Raw genomic sequence first — 13,518 nt, 5'->3', positions numbered from 1 at the left:
AACCGGAGTGAGTAGCCTTTTGCGGTGTCACTCCCAACTCGCGGTCATGGAGGACAAGGAGATACTGATGCTCGTTCTGGCCGCCGTCGCCGTCCTGATGTTCGTCACCGGATTCGTTCTCGTACTCGCCTGAATCCGGGAAACCGCAGAAAAACCGCCGCGTCCGCTACTTCTCGTCGACGCCGCCGTCCGTCACAGCGTCCTCTTCGTCACCGCCGTCGGGGAGGACGTCAGTCTCCTGCTCGGAGCGGAACCACGCCCAGTCCTTCGTGAACTGGTCGGTCTCCTCGAGGTTCCACGGGTCAGTCGAGTCGACCCGGCGGCCCTCGCTCCAGGAGACCACCATGTTCCACAGCCAGAACAGCGTGGAGATACCGATGAGGAACGCGCCAGCCGTCGCGATCTGGTGGGCGTTCGCGAACTTCGGGAGGTACGTCGCGTACCGGCGCGGCATCCCGCCGTAACCGAGCCACAGCATCGCGAGGAACGTCAGGTTCGAGCCGACCAGCGCCGTCCAGAAGTGCGCGTGCGCCAGCTTCTTCTGGTACATCCGGCCGGTAACCATCGGGAACCAGTAGTAGGTGCCCGCGAACAGCGCGAACCCGATTGCGCCGTAGACGATGAAGTGGAAGTGACCGACGACGTAGTAGGTGTCGTGGAGGATAAGGTCCACGGGGATGGCGGCGAGGAAGATGCCGGTGACCCCGCCGATGATGAAGTTCTGGACGAAACCGATGCAGAACAGCATCGGCGCTGTGAGCCGGAGCTTGCCGTTCCACATCGTCGTGATCCAGTTGAACACTTTCACCGCGGACGGTATCGCGATGGCGAGTGATACCGCCATGAAGCTAGCGCGCAACCGCGGGTCGATGCCCGTCGTGAACATGTGGTGGGCCCAGACGCCGAAGCTCAGCACGCCGATTGCGAGCGTCGAGTAGACGACGAACTTGAACCCGAACAGCTTCCGTCCCGAGAACTTCGGGAGGATGAGGCTGACCAGCCCCATTGGTGGCAACACGAGGATGTACACTTCGGGGTGTCCGAAGAACCAGAAGAGGTGCTGCCAGAGAATCGGGTCGCCGCCCGCGACCGTGAAGAACGTCGTGCCGAAGTTCCGGTCGAGCAGCAGCATGATGAGCGCGCTGCCGAGCAGCGGGAACGCGAACAGGATGAGCCCGGACTGGGTGAGCATCGTCCACGAGAAGATGTCCAGGTTCGGCCAGCCGACGTCGTCGCCGCGCTCCGTGAAGATGGTCGCGATGAAGTTGATGGCACCCATCGTCGCGGAGACCCCCGTCAGGTGGAGGCCGAGCAGCATCGTGTCGACGGCCGCCGACGACATCTGGATGGACAGCGGCGTGTACATCGTCCACGCGGTCTGCGCCGTGGCGACGCTCGGGATGAGGAAGCCGGCCCAGATGAGGATCGCGCCCGGCGGCAGCAGCCAGAACGCGATGGCGTTGATGCGCGGGAACGCCATGTCGTCAGCGCCGATGAGCAGCGGGATGAAGTAGTTCCCGAACGCCGCAATCATCGGCGTCCCGAACAGGAACAGCATGGTGATGCCGTGACTGGTCAGCAGCCCGTTGTACAGCGACGGGCTGATGATGTTCTCGGCTGGTGCGGCGAGTTCGGTCCGCATCAGGAGGACGGAGATGCCTCCCCACGCGAACGCGACGACGCCGTAGATTCCGTAGAGGATGCCGATGTCCTTGTGGTCGACGGTCGTGAACCAGCGAATCAACCCACCGGGTTTCTCCTCGTGTCCGTAGCCGGTGCGCTCCCCCAGCGCACCGCCCACGTCGCTGAGGGGCGTGTAGGAGCGCCAGTCCTCGAGACGGCTGAGGACGGCGACCACGCCGACGAGCAGCACGCCCATCAGCACGGTTAGCACAAGTGATGACGTAGCCGGAGCCATGCACGCTAGTCAGGATTGGACGGTAAAGAAAGCTTAGGATTGGTCGCGGTCCCGTCCCGGATACGGACGCCTCGGTCGTCGGCTGCGGTCCGAGAGCGAAACTACCGGAAGAAGCGTGATTTCGGCCGTCAGAAGAACGCTCGCGGCGTCGGAGGCTTTCGAGACTCGTCGATTACTCGCCGCCCTCGATTTTGACTGCCGCCACGTACGTGAGAATCGCGAGTCCGACGAACATCCAGCCGACCAGCACGAACTGGAGGCCGCGCTCGAGCGTGATGCCGCCGCCCCACGGATTCAGCAGCAGGAAGGCCGCGAAGAAGAATCCGAGGATGGCGAGCGGGACGATGTTCACCGTCAGGTCGAGCATCGTGTCCTTGTCGAAGATACCGGAACTCATTGTCTGGAGTAGGATGGGTGGGACAGATATAGGTTGAGGATTCAGAGCCGTCCTGTCTCGTAGAGGAGCGCCGCGCCACTCGCCGCGGCGACCACGACGCTGGTGCCGAGCATCGCGAGCCCGCGGTCGGTCGCGGCGGTTCCCTGGTGGATGGCCGCGCCGACGACCGCGAAGAAGACGGCGACGGTGAGCGTCGGCCGCCAGAGCGTGGCTGCGAACTCGGACTCCCGGGTGATGCCGACGATGCTCGTCGCGAGCAACAGCATCCCGCCGACCGCGACTGGGAGCAGTCCCTCGAAGACGAGGCCGAGTTCGGCGACGACGAGCCCGATGACGAGTGGAATCGGCCACGGGCTGGCGCTCGTGTACTGGTCGCTGAGTCCCTGCTCGGTTCGTTCGGCCATGTCCCCGAGTTGGGCTGGCGGCGTTAGAAACCCACCGGTTCGGTCACAGCGCCACGACGGCGTACGTCATCAGGAATCCGAAGTACAGCAACACGAGCGCGGCGAGCGCGCGCAGTCGGAACGACTGGAGGTCCTCGGTTTCGGATTCGTAGGCCGCCTCGTAGGCCGCGCGCTCGGCGTCGTCGAGGGCGCGGTAGTGTTCGAGGCCCCTGTGGAGGTCTCGGAGGCGTTCGCTTGGGAAGCGTTCGCCGCAGCGCTCGCAGGCGGCGTCCTCCCCGGCCACACCGCTGGCTTCGTCGGTCATAGGAACGGGGGGCTGCCGGCTGGCTGGCTGACGATCCACATGCTACTCATCGTGTAGAACACCATGACGGCGGTGAGCGCGTACTGGCTGCGGATTGCCTGAAGCCGCCCCGGGAGTTCGTCGAAGGCGGTGCCGTGGGCGACCCAGATGGCGAGCAGGTGGCCCACCAGCACGGCGGCGACGCCGACACCGGAGAGCCACGCCGGCAGTACGAGCCGCATCGCCATCGGGGGGTCGAGGGGTGCGAGGACGGCGCTGACGAGCGCGGGCGAGAGACTGAGGAAGTAGACGAGGTAGTGCGCGAGGTGGTAGCCGGCAGCGATCGCGAGCAGCGACGGCGCGAACCGAACCGCGAGCGTCGCGGCGTCGGTGTACGTCGGTGCCGTCTCACGTGCGTTCCGGGCCGCCCACCAGTAGAGCTGGTGGAACGCGACGAACCCGAGGAGGAGCGCCGCCGGGTAGAGGACGGCCGGTGGGACACCAGCGTCAACGACGGCGCGCGCGACCGTCGCCCACGCGGGCGTGCCGACGAGGCCGTCGTAGGTCGTCCCCCAGAGCACGGCGACGACGAACGCCACGCCCCCACTGGTGTTGACGACGCGTTCGGTGAGCCGAGCGGCGGGGACGCGCAGCGAGAGCCCGTCCTCGGTGCGCTCGACCGGGGCGACGGCCCCGTACGCCCGGAACAGCCGGGCGACCGGGTCGACCTCCCCGAACCAGGTGTCGTGGCCGACGGCGAGTACGCCGACTGCCGCGAGCGCGAGGTAGCCGAGAGCGGTGGCGGCGAGCAGCCGCGGGGCGTCCGCGAGCGGACTCACCACCTCGACCCAGACGAGCACGAGCAGGAACGCCGTGCTCGCCCACGCCGCGCGGTCGGCGTCGAGGTCACGGACGCCGTCGGTCACCCAGGAGAGTGGTCGCGTGAGCGTGCGGAACGGGTCGAGTGCGGGCCACGCGTTCCCGACGAGGTACGTCGCCATCACGAGACCCGCCCACCACGCCACCCAGACGAGCACGATGGCCGCGTTCCGGAGCGGGTCGGTCGGTCCGAAGAACCCGGCGACGACCAGCACCGCGAACGCCGCGACGCCGACCGTCTGGCCCGCCCACGCGAGCAAGCGCCGGGGCGCAGGGAGCGCGCGCCGCCAGCCGTGGATGTCTGCGACGAACTGGCGGTCGGTGACGAAACTCGCAAGCAGGAAGGAGGCACCGACGACCGCGCCGCCAGTCGAGAGGAACAGCCACGTCGGCACGGCCAGCGACGAGCCGGACGCCCCACGGAGGCTGCCGCCGTGTGCGGCGGCCACCCCGCAGACCGCTGCGAGGGCGAGCCCGGCACCCAGCGGGTGTGCGAGGCGGCGGAGCATACTCGGCGGTTGGAGTGGCCCGCCCCTGAGGGTTGCGGTCTGCCGGTCACCGCAGTTGAGTGGGTTTTTAGTACTCGCTGCGCAACCCCGTTGTATGAGCGTAGCGGACGACTCGACTGACGACCACGGCCATCACCTGCCGGCCGTGGAGGACTGGCCGAAGGGCTTCGGAGAGGCCAGCTGGTGGCCCTTCATCACCGCAATCGGGGCTGCCGGCTTCTACATCGGCGCTGCCCTCTACGTGCTGGGCCGCGGGGACAACGCGCTCGTGGGACCGATGGTCGGTCCCGCCGTCTTCGTGGCGAGTGCGTTCGGGTTCCTCACTGGCCTGTACGGCTGGGTGTACCACGCCTTCGTGAAGGCGTACTGGAGCGACGACGGGCACGGCTCGTCCGCGCTCCGGTGGGGGATGATTCTGTTCCTCGGCACCGAAATCGCGACGTTCGGAGCCGGGTTCACGTACTACTTCTTCATCCGCGCGGGCAGCCAGTGGGTGGACGCCGCCAGCGCCGTCCCAGACGGCTTCCTCGGCGCGCTGGTCGTCGCGAACACGGCCATCCTGGTCGTCTCCAGTTTCACGCTGCACTTCGCACACGTCGCGCTCCGGAAGGGCAACCGCAGTCGCTTCCTCGGCCTGCTGGTCGCCACGCTCGTCCTGGGCGTCGTGTTCATCGCGGGCCAGGTGTACGAGTACTACGAGTTCATCGTCCACGAGGGGTTCTCGCTCTCGGGTGGCCTCTTCGAGAGCGCGTTCTTCGGGCTGACGGGCCTCCACGGCCTCCACGTCACCCTCGGCGCAGTTCTCATCGGAATCCTCACAGTGCGGGCGCTGAAGGGGCAGTACACCGCCGAGCGCCACACCTCAGTCAGCACCGTCTCGATGTACTGGCACTTCGTCGACGCCGTCTGGATCTTCCTCGTCGTCGTGCTGTACGCGGGTGCCGTCGTCTAAACGCGGGCTTTTTTCGCCGACGCTGTGAAGCGCCGGTATGACAGTCGACCCCGACGAGCTGCGGGCGCGGCTCGACGCGCCGCTCGTCCACCGTGAGACGTGCCCGAGCACGAACGACATCGCGCGCGCCGAGGGCCGGGACGGTGCCGCCCACGGCACGTTTGTGGTCGCCGACGAACAGACCGCTGGCCGCGGTCGCACCGGCAACGTCTGGGCGAGTCCGCCGGGCGGCGTCTGGTCGAGCACGCTCGTCCGTCCCGACTTCGCGGCGAGTCACGTCGGCCGGCTCACGTTCGCGGGCGGCCTCGCGGCAGCGGAGACCGTCGAGGAGTTCGGCGTGGACGCGCGCCTGAAGTGGCCCAACGACGTGGTCGTCGACCGTGACGACGGCACTCGCGCGAAGCTCTGCGGTGTCCTCACTGAGGCTGTCGTCGACGAGGTACCGGTCGCCGGGAAGCCGGTCGACGACGTACTACCGGGAACCGACCCCGAGACCGCAGCTCTCTCCTTCGCGGTACTCGGCATCGGCGTCAATGCGAGCCTCGCCCCCGGCGACCTGAACGTCGGAGACCGCACGGTGACGACACTCCGGGAAGAAGTCGGAGCCGTCGACCCGACCGAGGTCGCGGCGACACTCCACGACCGCCTGCTGGACTGGACGGCCAGCGTCGAGACCGACGACGGGTTCGCTGACGCGGTCGACGCGTTCCGCGACCGCAGCGCCACGCTCGGCGAGCGCGTCGAGGTGACGCGCCGCGACGACGACCCCGTGGTCGGCGACGCAGTGTCGGTCACGGGCCGGGGCGCGCTCGTCGTCGACACTGGCGAGCGGCGAGTCGAAGTGCAGGAAGGAGAGTGTCGGCGGCTACGGCGGACCTAGACGGACGTGTTCTCGGGGTCTTCGACGTAGTCCTCGTAGGTGTCTCGGTCGACGACCTCGATATCGGCGAGCATCTGCGAGTGGCCGACACCACAGAACTCGGCGCAGTACAGCTGGTAGGTACCTTCGTCGAGTTCGTCAGTGATGATGTAGTTCTGCTGTCCGGGGAGCGCGTCCGCCTTCAGGCCCAGGTCTGGTGCGTGGAAGGCGTGGATGACGTCCGAGGACTCCGTCCGTATCACCACTTTCGTGTCGGCCGGCAACACGAGCGGCTGGTCGCCGACGACGCCATCACCCCCAGCGCTGGTGGTCGTGGACAGATTTTCGTCGGCGTACTCGAAGTTCCAGTACCACTGGACGCCCTCGGCGGTGACGGTGACGCTGTCTTCTTCGGCCATCGCGGCCTGCGCGTCCTGTCCGGTCGCGGTGACCGCACTCTGACCCATGACGCCGTAGGCTGCGACACCGACGAACAGGAGGACGACCGCGGTGGCGACCGTCCACGTGATTTCCAGACGGCGGTTCTCCTTCGTGGGTTTCGCCTCGTCGCTGTTCCGGAACTTCCAGACCGTGTAGATCAGGATGCCCTCGACGAGCAGCGTAATCGGCAGCGCGGCCGCGAGCATCATGTTGTTGAGGTCGCGGATGTACTGCTCGGTGATCGACTGGTAGCCAGAGGCGGCCACCGGGTCGACGAAGGCAGCGAGGAACCCGACGACGACGACGAGAACGGGTGCGAGCCGCTTTCCTCTCATGCTGGTCCAGAGTTAGGAGTGACTCCATAAATAGGTGCTGAATGGCCGTCGGTCGGAGTCGGACAGGCTAAGTGTTCCGGGTCGTAACTCCGAGACGAGAGAGGACCGTGAACGGAAACACACCCGACCGGTTCGTCGCCGTGCTCGCCGCCGCCGCGATGGGCGTCTACACGCTGCTCGTGCTCGGCGCAACCACCGCCCTGACGGGTGCCGCCGACGCCTGTACGTCGTGGCCTGCGTGCGGCGGCCAGTGGTTCGCGCTCGACTCCCTGGACCTCGCGGTCGTCTGGGGGCATCGAACTGCGGCAGCAGTGACCGGCGTCGTCGTGGTCGCCGCGGCAGTGTTCGCGTGGCGTCGTGGCGAGTCGCGTCGCGTGCGGGCGGCGGTGACGGCCGCGCTCGCGCTCTACCCCGTCCAGATAGCGCTCGGTGCGTACACCGCGACGACGCCCGGGTCGAGCGCACTCGCAGGCGGCCACCTCGCGCTCGCCGTCGGCATCTTCGCCGCGCTCGTACTGGCGCTCGCGTGGACGCTCGACGCCCAGACCGGCCACCTGCCGTCCGCGGAGTGGGAGGGCGAACCCCGGCACGACGACAGCGAGTCCTCGGACCCGGGGACCGGGCCGCTGGCGACCGCGAAGGCGTACCTGCGGCTGACGAAGCCGCGGCTGATGTGGCTCCTGTGCCTCGTCGCGGGCGCGGGGATGGCGCTGGCTGGCGGCACCCAGCTGGCCGTCGAGACGGTCGCGCTGACGCTCGGCGGCGGCGTGCTGTCGATCGGCGCGTCCGGGACGTTCAATCACGTCCTCGAACGCGAGAAGGACAAGAAGATGGCGCGCACGGACGACCGCCCGCTCGCCACCGACCGCATCCCGCCCCGGAACGCGCTCGCGTTCGGTCTGGTGCTGGGTGTCGGGTCGCTGGCCGCGTTCGCGGCGGTGAACCTCCTGACGGCGTTCCTCGGGCTGACGGCCATCGTGTTCTACTCGGTCGTCTACACGCTCGTGCTGAAGCCGAACACTCGACAGAGCACCGTCATCGGGGGTGCGGCTGGCGCGCTGCCGGCGCTCATCGGCTGGGCAGCCGTAACCGGTGAGGTCGGCGTCGCGGGCATCGCGCTCGCGGCCGTCATCTTCCTGTGGACGCCCGCGCACTTCTACAATCTCGCGCTCGCTTACAAGGACGACTACGAGCGCGGCGGCTTCCCGCTGATGCCCGTCGTCGAGGGCGAGGCGAAGACGCGCCGGCACATCGTCTACTACCTCGGCGCGACGCTGGTCTCGGCCGTCGTGCTCGCCGCGCTCACCGACCTCGGCGCGCTGTACGCCGGCACCACCGTCGCCCTCGGTTCGGTGTTCCTCTACTTCGCCGTGCGGCTCCACCGCGAGCGCGACCGGTCGGCCGCGATGCGGTCGTTCCACGCGTCGAACGCCTACCTCGGCTGTCTGCTGGTCGCCGTCGTGCTGGACGCGATGGTGGTGTAGATGGGGACGCGAACCGTCTCCACCGGCCAGCTCGCGCCCGACCGCGGCACGCTGCTGACGTGGGCCGCCGTTCTGAACGGCGAGCTCGTGCTCGTGTTGCTGTACTTCGCGTTGTCGTCGTCGACGCCCGGCGACGTCCTCTGGCTGGCGTACCCGTTCGTCTGGCTGAACGTCGCCGCCTGGGGCGTCCGCCGCGTCGGTGTGCCGTCGGCGTCCCGCCGCCAGTGGCTCGCAGCGGGCGCTGTCGGCGTCGCGTACTTCCTCCTCCTTGGCGGCGTCGGCGGTCTCTACATGTTCCACGGGGCCGACCTCGGGTCGCGCATCGCGTGGCTGTCACCCGGCTGGGGTCCGGCGCTGGTCTACAGCGGGCCGACAGTCACCGTCAGCCTGCTGCCGTTCAAGGTCGGCGGCTACGCCGCGCTCGCGTACCTCGTCGCCGTCACGGTCGTCGACACCGCCCGAACGGGCCTCGCGGGCTTCCTCGGACTCCTCTCCTGTGTGAGCTGCACGTGGCCGGTGCTGGCGACGCTGGCTACGGGCCTGTTCGGGAGCGCGTCGACGGCCGTCGTCGTCGCCGAGAGCCAGCCGTACGCCCTCTCCACGGCCGTCTTCGTCTCCTCCGTCCTCCTGCTCGTCTGGCGGCCGTCCCGGTAGCCGCGTTCCGCAGTCCTTTATTCGACACGCCACCCACCCAGAGGCATGGATTCGGTACTCGTCGCCGACGACGTGCAGAAGTCGTACGGGGACACCGCAGCGCTCACGGGGGTCTCGCTGTCCGTCGGTGCCGGCGAGGTGTTCGCGCTCGTCGGCCCGAACGGCGCGGGGAAGACGACGCTCGTGCGCTGTCTCACTGGCACTGCGCACGCGGACGCCGGCTCGGTCGAACTGCTCGGCGACTCGCCGCGTGACGCGCGCAAGCAGCACGTCGGCCTGCTCCCGCAGGCGTTCTCGCCGCCCGAGCGCCTCACCGCGAGCGAGCTCGTCAGCTACTACGCGGGGCTCTACGACGACGCCCGCGAGCCCGCAGCCGTCCTCGACGAAGTCGGCCTCGACCCCGGCGAGGACACCTGGTACGGCGACCTCTCCGGCGGTCAGCAGCGCCGGGCGTGCGTCGCCGCAGCGCTCGTCAACGACCCGGACGTGCTGTTCCTCGACGAACCCACCACGGGCGTCGACCCGGCCGGTCGGCGCGCGCTCTGGTCGCTGTTCGAGTCGCTGGCGGACGCCGGCACGACCATCCTCCTCACCACGCACGACATGGCCGAGGCCGCCCGGCTCGCCGACCGCGTCGCGCTGCTCGGTGCGGGCGAGGTCGCTGCGACTGGCACGCCGAGCGAACTCGTCGCCGAGTACGCCGGCGACGCCCGCCTCGTCGTCGACACGGACGCGGACCCCGAGCTGTCGGGCTGGGAGCCCGACCGCACCGACGAGGGACTCGTCTTCCGCGGCGTCGCCCCCGAGAGCGTCGGGGAGATTGCGACCGCGCTCGACGACGCGGGCGTGGCGTTCGGTGCGCTGTCGTGGCGCGAGCCGACGCTGGAGGACGCCTACATGGCGCTCGCCGGCGAGGCCGAGCGCGGGGAGGTGACGCGATGAGCCGCCTCGCCCGGATTCGCGCGGAGGCCGCGGGCGCGATGCGGACGTTCCTCCGCCGCCGCACCGCCGTGTTCTTCACGTTCTTCTTCCCCGTCGTACTCATCGTCATCTTCGCTGGCTTGGTCCGCACGCAGGGTGGCGGTGGCGCGGGGCTGTTCTCGGAACCGACGGGCTACTACCTGCCGGCGTACCTCGCGACGGTCGTGCTGTTCACGCCGCTGTCGCGGGTCGGCAGCGAGGTGGCGCGCCACCGCGAGGACAACCGCTTCGAGAAGCTGTCGACGACACCGCTGACGCGGGCAGAGTGGCTCGCAGCGCACGCGCTCGTGAACGTCGCGCTCATCGTCGCGGCCTCCCTGCTGCTGGTCGTCGCGCTCCTGCTCACGGGCGCGAGCTTCGAGTTCTCGCCGTGGCTGGCGTTCTTCGTGCCCGTCTCCTCGGTACTGTTCTGTGGCGTCGGCGCGATACTCGGCAGCCTCGCGGAGGGACAGGACGGTGCCATCGCCGCGAGCAACGGTATCGCGCTCCCGCTGCTGTTCCTCTCGGAGACGTTCGTCCAGCCCGCCCTGTTCCCCGAGTGGTTCCGGCCGCTGCTCGACGTCTCGCCGCTCGTCTACTTCTCGCGGGGCGTCCGCGCGGCGACCTTCCCCGAGGCGATCGAGGCCGCGGGGTCGTCGGGGGTCGTGGCGACGAACGCCGCAGTGACGCTGGGGCTGGCCGTCGTCGCGTTCACAGTTGGGGCTGCGCTCATCCCCTGGACGGAGTGACGGACGGCTGCCCGCGGCGGGCGGGCTACGAGCCGGTTACGAGCCCGAACGCATCGACGAGGTGCGCGAGCGTCGAGACGACGAGCGCGAGGAGCGTGAATCCGCCGAGCAGGAGCGCGGCACCGTACAGCACCGCGGCGACGACCGACGGTGTCGGGAGGGCATAGCTCGCGGCCGCGACGACCGCGGTACAGCCGGCGGCGAGCAGCGTGGTGCGGGCCGAGGCGGACTTGACGTGTTCGATTCGGGTGGCGGTGAGGTCCGCGCCCGAGGCGGGCGTGTTCGAGAGCCCGGCGAGAGGGGGTCCCGGCCCCGCGGCACCGTCGGAACCCTCGCCGGAGACGAACGTGGTTCCCCAGCAGGACTCGCAGGGCGGCTCGGGGTCTCGCTGGACCGCGCCGCAGTCCTTGCAGCGCCAGACGTCGGCGTCCTCGCCGCCGTCGGTGCCGTCTCGCTCGCTGTCCACCGGTTCGACCGCCATGCTGTCGGGAGAAGGCAGTGCGGCCAGCAAATAGGTGTCGGTGCCGAGGTCCGTGTCGTCGTTACCGCGGCACCCAAGTGTAGACGTGGTTCAGCATGAGGTACGTGACGACGCCGAGGAACAGCGACACGGTCCAGGAGGCGACGGCGATGCGGCCGTACTTCGCGTGGCTGGTCTCGCGGAGCTCCGCGGGGGTGTGCGTGAGGCCGAGAATCACGGCGTACAACACGACCGGGACGGCGACGACGGAGAGGAAGATGTGAATCGCGAGCATCAGGAGGTAGGCGATTTCGACGGTGCCGGCGTACTGCCCGAGGAACATCCCCTCCTCGATGACGATGGACTTCTCGAAGCCGCCGCCGACCTTCCAGAGGTACAGCACGAGGAACAGACAGATGAGCGTGAAGGCGGTGAGCATCGCCGCCCGGTGCTTCCTGACCTCGCCGCGCTTGATGAACGCGACGCCCGCCAGAATGCTCGTGAGCGCGAGCGTGTTCACCACGGCGATGGCGTCCGAGAACAGCAACACGGTCTCTTTGGAGAGGTCCGGGAAGATGGGGATGAGTCCCTCGAACGCGCCGATGACGAGCGCGTACCCGATCACCGACAGCACTACCGTGACGCGTCTCGGGTGCGTCTTCGCGTAGCCAGGAGCGTCGGCCGTTGCCATGTCCGGACGTTAGGACGGGTGGGGGAACCCGTTTTCGCTTCAAGCCGAATTGGAGTAGTGCAACCGTAACTGTAATACAAGTCCGTTAGAGTGAAACGGTCATGCGGCAATTCTTCGTCCATGAGCGAGGAAACTCAGCGGAACGTCCGGTGTCTCGTGGCGAAGGTCGGGCTGGACGGCCACGACCGGGGTGCCCACGTCATCACGCGGGCGTTCAGGGACGCCGGCTTCGAAGTCATCTACTCGGGGCTCCACAAGGCCCCCGAGGAAATCGTGCAGGCCGCCGTTCAGGAGGACGTCGACGTGCTCGGCATCTCCATCCTCTCCGGTGCGCACAACACGCTCGTCCCGAAAATCATCGAGGGCCTCGAGGAGTACGACGCCTTCGACGACACGCTGGTCATCGTCGGTGGCATCATCCCCGACGAGGACCGACCCGAACTGGAGGACGCGGGCGTCGACGCCATCTTCGGGCCGGGCACGCCGATGGCCGAGACCATCGAGTTCATCGAGAACAACGTCCCGCAGCGTGACTGAGATGGCGACCGACCAGCCCGAACTCGTCTCGGAGCTCCTCGACGGCAAACACCGGGCGCTCGCCCGCGCCATCACGAAAATCGAGAACCGGACGCCGGGCTACCGCGGCGTCGTCTCGGCGCTCTACCCCCACACCGGGAACGCCGACGTCATCGGCATCACGGGGAGCCCCGGCTCCGGGAAGTCCACGCTCGTGGACAAACTCGCGAAAGCGTACCGCGACCAGGGCTTGACCGTCGGCGTCATCGCCGTCGACCCGTCCAGTCCGTTCACGGGCGGCGCTGTTCTCGGCGACCGCATCCGGATGGCGTCGACCGCGACGGACATGGACGTGTTCTTCCGGTCGATGTCCGCCCGCGGCAGCCTCGGCGGGCTCTCCACCGCGACCGCGGACGCCGTGAAAGCACTGGACGCGTTCGGCAAAGACAAGATCATCATCGAAACCGTCGGTGCCGGCCAGAACGAGGTCGACGTCGTGAAGACGGCCGACACGGTGGCCGTGCTCGTGCCGCCGTCCTCCGGTGACGACGTCCAGATGCTGAAGGCCGGCATCCTCGAAATCGGAGACGTCTTCGTCGTCAACAAGGCCGACCTCGAGGGCGCGAACAAGACTGTCACCGAACTCCGGAACATGCTCGACTTGCGGGACGCCGAGGACGGCGACTGGGACCCCGAAATCGCCGAGACCATCGCGAAAGACGGCACCGGCGTCCCCGAACTGATGGACGTCTTCGAGGCCCACACCGACTGGCTCGACGAGTCGGGCCGACGCGAGGAGAAACGCCACACGCGGTACGCCGAAGAGCTCCGGACCCTCCTCCGGGAGGACGCCAGCGAACTCCTCGAAGCCGAACTGGAAGCCCGCGGCGGCATCGACGAACTCGTCGCGCGCATCGACGCCGGCGAGACCACGCCCTACGAGGTCGCCGACGACGTGGTCGCACCGGTCCGGGACGCCCTCGGCGACTGACCCGACACAACGGCTAAACACCTGGCAGTTCTCGGT

At 68.4% G+C, this 13,518-nt stretch carries 17 protein-coding genes; 9 read left to right on the top strand and 8 right to left on the bottom strand.

Going from position 1 to position 13,518, the window contains the following annotated elements; genetic code table 11:
- Nucleotides 1–7: 7 nt before the first annotated feature.
- On the top strand, nt 8–133 hold the full coding sequence (locus BMW35_RS15970) for a hypothetical protein (RefSeq protein WP_281242462.1): 126 nt from the start codon (nt 8–10) through the stop codon (nt 131–133).
- Nucleotides 134–166: 33 nt separating this feature from the next.
- Here BMW35_RS15970 and ctaD read toward each other — a convergent pair whose 3' ends face one another.
- The 5 genes from ctaD to BMW35_RS04040 form a co-directional block, all read right to left on the bottom strand.
- A complete protein-coding gene (ctaD, locus tag BMW35_RS04060; protein ID WP_089668113.1) occupies nt 167–1,918 on the bottom strand; it encodes a cytochrome c oxidase subunit I in 1,752 nt (583 codons plus the stop codon).
- A gap of 172 nt (nt 1,919–2,090) precedes the next feature.
- Nucleotides 2,091–2,315 carry a DUF6684 family protein gene (locus tag BMW35_RS04055; RefSeq protein ID WP_089668112.1) on the bottom strand — a complete coding sequence of 75 codons (225 nt, stop codon included), beginning with the start codon at nt 2,313–2,315 and terminating at the stop codon, nt 2,091–2,093.
- 41 nt (nt 2,316–2,356) lie between these two features.
- Nucleotides 2,357–2,719 (bottom strand): DUF7541 family protein, encoded by a 363-nt coding sequence (locus BMW35_RS04050; RefSeq protein ID WP_089668111.1) that lies wholly within the window; start codon nt 2,717–2,719, stop codon nt 2,357–2,359.
- Nucleotides 2,720–2,762: 43 nt separating this feature from the next.
- Nucleotides 2,763–3,023, bottom strand: a complete 261-nt coding sequence (locus BMW35_RS04045) for a DNA-binding protein (protein ID WP_089668110.1) — start codon at nt 3,021–3,023, stop codon at nt 2,763–2,765.
- Nucleotides 3,020–4,390, bottom strand: coding sequence for a hypothetical protein (locus BMW35_RS04040; RefSeq protein ID WP_089668109.1), 1,371 nt, complete (start codon nt 4,388–4,390; stop codon nt 3,020–3,022). The genes BMW35_RS04045 and BMW35_RS04040 overlap by 4 nt, the downstream gene beginning before the upstream one ends.
- 94 nt (nt 4,391–4,484) lie before the next feature.
- Here BMW35_RS04040 and BMW35_RS04035 point away from each other — a divergent pair, with 94 nt between their 5' ends.
- Both BMW35_RS04035 and BMW35_RS04030 read left to right on the top strand, forming a co-directional pair.
- Nucleotides 4,485–5,342, top strand: a complete 858-nt coding sequence (locus BMW35_RS04035) for a cytochrome c oxidase subunit 3 (protein ID WP_089668108.1) — start codon at nt 4,485–4,487, stop codon at nt 5,340–5,342.
- Nucleotides 5,343–5,379: 37 nt separating this feature from the next.
- Nucleotides 5,380–6,222: a biotin--[acetyl-CoA-carboxylase] ligase gene (locus BMW35_RS04030; RefSeq protein ID WP_089668107.1), complete on the top strand. Its 843-nt coding sequence runs from the start codon at nt 5,380–5,382 to the stop codon at nt 6,220–6,222.
- Here the strand turns inward: BMW35_RS04030 and coxB are convergent.
- Nucleotides 6,219–6,977, bottom strand: coding sequence for a cytochrome c oxidase subunit II (gene coxB / locus BMW35_RS04025; RefSeq protein ID WP_089668106.1), 759 nt, complete (start codon nt 6,975–6,977; stop codon nt 6,219–6,221). The two genes, BMW35_RS04030 and coxB, sit on opposite strands and share 4 nt — an antisense overlap.
- Nucleotides 6,978–7,135: 158 nt before the next feature.
- Between coxB and cyoE the strand changes: the two genes are divergently transcribed.
- From cyoE to BMW35_RS04005, 4 genes are read left to right on the top strand one after another with little or no spacing between them, the layout of a single operon-like run.
- A complete protein-coding gene (cyoE, locus tag BMW35_RS04020) occupies nt 7,136–8,461 on the top strand; it encodes a heme o synthase (RefSeq protein WP_089670344.1) in 1,326 nt (441 codons plus the stop codon).
- Entirely contained in the window at nt 8,462–9,115 is a 654-nt protein-coding gene (locus BMW35_RS04015; RefSeq protein ID WP_089668105.1) for a DUF7546 family protein, read from the top strand. It begins immediately after the preceding gene.
- 45 nt (nt 9,116–9,160) lie between these two features.
- Entirely contained in the window at nt 9,161–10,057 is an 897-nt protein-coding gene (locus BMW35_RS04010) for an ABC transporter ATP-binding protein (RefSeq protein ID WP_089668104.1), read from the top strand.
- The gene (locus BMW35_RS04005; protein WP_089668103.1) at nt 10,054–10,824 is read left to right on the top strand and encodes an ABC transporter permease; all 771 of its coding nucleotides are present in this window, start codon (nt 10,054–10,056) and stop codon (nt 10,822–10,824) included. Before BMW35_RS04010 ends, BMW35_RS04005 begins: the two co-directional genes overlap by 4 nt.
- A gap of 25 nt (nt 10,825–10,849) precedes the next feature.
- Here the strand turns inward: BMW35_RS04005 and BMW35_RS04000 are convergent, their stop codons facing one another.
- Together BMW35_RS04000 and BMW35_RS03995 are read right to left on the bottom strand one after the other, a co-directional pair.
- Entirely contained in the window at nt 10,850–11,305 is a 456-nt protein-coding gene (locus BMW35_RS04000; protein WP_089668102.1) for a hypothetical protein, read from the bottom strand.
- A 61-nt stretch (nt 11,306–11,366) separates the two neighbouring features.
- Nucleotides 11,367–11,975: a DUF420 domain-containing protein gene (locus BMW35_RS03995; protein WP_089668101.1), complete on the bottom strand. Its 609-nt coding sequence runs from the start codon at nt 11,973–11,975 to the stop codon at nt 11,367–11,369.
- A gap of 120 nt (nt 11,976–12,095) precedes the next feature.
- Between BMW35_RS03995 and BMW35_RS03990 the strand changes: the two genes are divergently transcribed.
- On the top strand, nt 12,096–12,512 hold the full coding sequence (locus BMW35_RS03990) for a cobalamin B12-binding domain-containing protein (RefSeq protein WP_089668100.1): 417 nt from the start codon (nt 12,096–12,098) through the stop codon (nt 12,510–12,512).
- A 1-nt stretch (nt 12,513) separates the two neighbouring features.
- Nucleotides 12,514–13,482 carry a methylmalonyl Co-A mutase-associated GTPase MeaB gene (gene meaB, locus BMW35_RS03985; RefSeq protein ID WP_089668099.1) on the top strand — a complete coding sequence of 323 codons (969 nt, stop codon included), beginning with the start codon at nt 12,514–12,516 and terminating at the stop codon, nt 13,480–13,482.
- The last annotated feature ends 36 nt before the right edge of the window (nt 13,483–13,518 follow it).

This window comes from Halobacterium jilantaiense (genome assembly GCF_900110535.1).
In the GTDB taxonomy this organism is placed as follows: domain Archaea; phylum Halobacteriota; class Halobacteria; order Halobacteriales; family Halobacteriaceae; genus Halobacterium; species Halobacterium jilantaiense.
This window is presented reverse-complemented; position numbering and strand designations above follow the sequence as displayed.

Excerpts from the sequence above, each read along its gene's own strand:
- BMW35_RS04000 (WP_089668102.1), bottom strand. The coding sequence starts at position 11,305 with ATGGCGGTCGAACCGGTGGACAGCGAGCGAGACGGCACCGACGGCGGC.
- meaB (WP_089668099.1), top strand. The coding sequence starts at position 12,514 with ATGGCGACCGACCAGCCCGAACTCGTCTCGGAGCTCCTCGACGGCAAA.
- BMW35_RS04055 (WP_089668112.1), bottom strand. The coding sequence starts at position 2,315 with ATGAGTTCCGGTATCTTCGACAAGGACACGATGCTCGACCTGACGGTG.
- BMW35_RS04005 (WP_089668103.1), top strand. The coding sequence starts at position 10,054 with ATGAGCCGCCTCGCCCGGATTCGCGCGGAGGCCGCGGGCGCGATGCGG.
- BMW35_RS04040 (WP_089668109.1), bottom strand. The coding sequence starts at position 4,390 with ATGCTCCGCCGCCTCGCACACCCGCTGGGTGCCGGGCTCGCCCTCGCA.
- BMW35_RS04010 (WP_089668104.1), top strand. The coding sequence starts at position 9,161 with ATGGATTCGGTACTCGTCGCCGACGACGTGCAGAAGTCGTACGGGGAC.
- BMW35_RS03990 (WP_089668100.1), top strand. The coding sequence starts at position 12,096 with ATGAGCGAGGAAACTCAGCGGAACGTCCGGTGTCTCGTGGCGAAGGTC.
- cyoE (WP_089670344.1), top strand. The coding sequence starts at position 7,136 with ATGGGCGTCTACACGCTGCTCGTGCTCGGCGCAACCACCGCCCTGACG.
- BMW35_RS04015 (WP_089668105.1), top strand. The coding sequence starts at position 8,462 with ATGGGGACGCGAACCGTCTCCACCGGCCAGCTCGCGCCCGACCGCGGC.
- ctaD (WP_089668113.1), bottom strand. The coding sequence starts at position 1,918 with ATGGCTCCGGCTACGTCATCACTTGTGCTAACCGTGCTGATGGGCGTG.
- coxB (WP_089668106.1), bottom strand. The coding sequence starts at position 6,977 with ATGAGAGGAAAGCGGCTCGCACCCGTTCTCGTCGTCGTCGTCGGGTTC.
- BMW35_RS04050 (WP_089668111.1), bottom strand. The coding sequence starts at position 2,719 with ATGGCCGAACGAACCGAGCAGGGACTCAGCGACCAGTACACGAGCGCC.
- BMW35_RS04045 (WP_089668110.1), bottom strand. The coding sequence starts at position 3,023 with ATGACCGACGAAGCCAGCGGTGTGGCCGGGGAGGACGCCGCCTGCGAG.
- BMW35_RS04030 (WP_089668107.1), top strand. The coding sequence starts at position 5,380 with ATGACAGTCGACCCCGACGAGCTGCGGGCGCGGCTCGACGCGCCGCTC.
- BMW35_RS04035 (WP_089668108.1), top strand. The coding sequence starts at position 4,485 with ATGAGCGTAGCGGACGACTCGACTGACGACCACGGCCATCACCTGCCG.
- BMW35_RS03995 (WP_089668101.1), bottom strand. The coding sequence starts at position 11,975 with ATGGCAACGGCCGACGCTCCTGGCTACGCGAAGACGCACCCGAGACGC.